This window comes from Bradyrhizobium sp., from assembly GCF_035701725.1.
In the GTDB taxonomy this organism is placed as follows: Bacteria; Pseudomonadota; Alphaproteobacteria; order Rhizobiales; family Xanthobacteraceae; genus Bradyrhizobium.
In genome coordinates, this window is sequence record NZ_DASSRP010000147.1 from 1 (window position 1) to 2,377 (window position 2,377).

Annotated in this window: 2 protein-coding genes; both read right to left on the minus strand. The window is 62.5% G+C overall.

Going from position 1 to position 2,377, the window contains the following annotated elements:
- The coding region (locus VFL62_RS08520) for an IclR family transcriptional regulator (RefSeq protein WP_325171931.1) at nucleotides 1-425 on the minus strand (425 nt) is incomplete at its 3' end.
- A gap of 124 nt (nucleotides 426-549) precedes the next feature.
- Nucleotides 550-2,377, minus strand: a 1,828-nt coding sequence (locus VFL62_RS08525) for an acetate--CoA ligase family protein (RefSeq protein WP_325171932.1), incomplete at its 5' end; no start/stop codon positions are given.

Below are 2,377 nucleotides of genomic sequence, written 5' to 3' on the forward strand. Positions count from 1 at the left end.
CTTTCGATGCGCGCCAGCACGATGATGGATTCATCGTCGACGACAGCAAGGTTGGCGGTCTCGCGGGTCTGGTCGCGCAATTTGCGCAAATAAGGCATCGCCTGCGCGGCGAAATTTCGGCGCCGCGCGAAGGTCGCACCGACCGAAAAGCTCTGCGCGCCGACATGCCATTTCGATTCGTAACGGTCGAACTGGACGAAACGGCGCTTCTCCAAGGTCGCCAGCAGGCGGTGCACGGTCGAGGTCGACAAGCCCGTACGCACGGCGAGATCAGAGAGGCGATAGCCCTCGTCGTCTTCGGCCAGGGTTTCGATGATCGAGAGCGCACGGTCGACGGACTGAACGCCGCCGTCGCGGATATCTGTTTCGACCTCGCCAGCGGACTTCGGCTCAGGCGATTTGCGCCGGATCACGTTTCTCTTCATCGCGACCTGCCCCAAGAGCTACCTCAAGGATAGGGAGACGTATTCGCCGCTCAATAAAACCGCGCCGTCGCTAACCGGTCAGAAAAATGCCGCCCCGGTTGACCGGAGCGGCATGTTGCATTGATCAGAGCAGGCCGGCACCGCGCGCCCATTTGTACTTGGCGCCCAACACCTCGACCGGCAGTTCGGTCGAGTAAGCGTAGGCCGGAATGCCGTTCTGATAGAGATATTCGGCGGCTTCCTCGACTTCGATATCACCGGCGAGCGACGCGACGATCGGCTTCACGAAGCCCTTCGCCTCCATCTCCTTCTTCACCTCGACCATGTTGCGTGCAAACACCATCGGCGGCGTCACGATCGTGTGCCAGTAGCCGAGGATCAGCGAGTGGATGCGTTCATCCGACAGGCCGAGCTTGACGGTGTTGACGTAGGTGATCGGCGGCTCGCCACCGGTGATGTCGACCGGGTTGCCGGCCGCGCCGAACGGCGGAATGAACTTGCGGAACGCCGCATCCAGATCCGGCGGCATCGACATCAGCGACAGGCCATTGTCAACGCAGGAGTCCGAGAGCAACACGCCCGAACCGCCCGCGCCGGTGATGATCAGGACGTTCTCGCCCTTTGGCGTCGGCAGCACCGGCACGCCACGGGCGAATTCGAGCAACTGGCGCAGCGAACGCGCGCGGATCACGCCTGACTGCTTGAGCACATCCTCATAGATCTTGTCGTTACCTGCGAGCGCGCCGGTATGCGAAGACGCTGCCTTGGCGCCGGCGGAGGTCCGGCCCGCCTTCAGCACCACGACCGGCTTCTTCTTGGCGACACGCTTGGCGGCTTCCGCGAAGGCGCGGCCGTCTTTCAGGTCTTCGCAGTGCTGCGCGATCAGGTTCGTGTTGGGGTCCTGTTCGAAGAAGGCGAGCAGATCGTCTTCGTCGATGTCGGACTTGTTGCCGAGACCGACGATCGCCGAGACGCCCATCTTGGCCGAACGCGAGAAGCCGATGATCGCCATACCGATGCCGCCGGATTGCGACGACAGCGCCGCGTGGCCCTTGACGTCGTAGGCGGTACAGAAGGTCGCGCACAGATTGGCGGGCGTATAGTAGAAGCCGTAGATGTTCGGCCCCATCAGGCGGACGTTGTACTTCTTGCCGACCTCGACGATCTCGGCCTGCAATTCCGGATGCCCGGCTTCGGCAAAGCCCGAGGGGATCAGCACGGCGCCCGGAATCTTCTTCTCGCCGCACTCGGTCAGCGCGGCGGCGACGAATTTCGCCGGAATAGCAAACACCGCGACGTCGATCACGCCCGGCACGTCCTTGACGCTCTTGTAGGCCTTGTATCCGAGGATCTCGGAGGCCTTGGGATGGATCGGCAGGATCTCGCCTTTATAGCCGCCGTTGATGAGGTTCTTCATCACGGAGTTGCCGATCTTGCCGTCTTCGGCCGAGGCGCCGATCACCGCAACCGCCTTCGGCTGCATGATGCGGTTCATCGCGGCGACGATCTCTTCGGTCGGACGCGGCTTCTCGCGCGGCTTGTATTCGAAATCGACGACGATGCGCACGTCGGCGGCAATCGCGTCCTTCTTGGTGGCGAACACCGGGTTGAGGTCGAGTTCGACGATTTCCGGGAAGTCGCTGACGAGCTGCGAAACCTTGACGATGACGTCGGCCAGTGCCTCGCGATTGACCGGATCGCCGCCGCGCACACCTTTAAGCATTTCATGGGCCTGGATGCCGTCGAGCATCGAAAGCGCATCGTCCTTTGTGGCGGGCGCGAGACGGAAAGTGACGTCCTTGAGCACTTCGACCAGCACGCCGCCGAGGCCGAACGCGACCAGCTTGCCGAACGAGCCGTCGGTGATGGAGCCGACGATGACTTCGGTGCCGCCGGCAAGCATCTGCTGGATCTGGATGCCCTCGATCTTGGCGTCGGCCTTGTACTTCTTG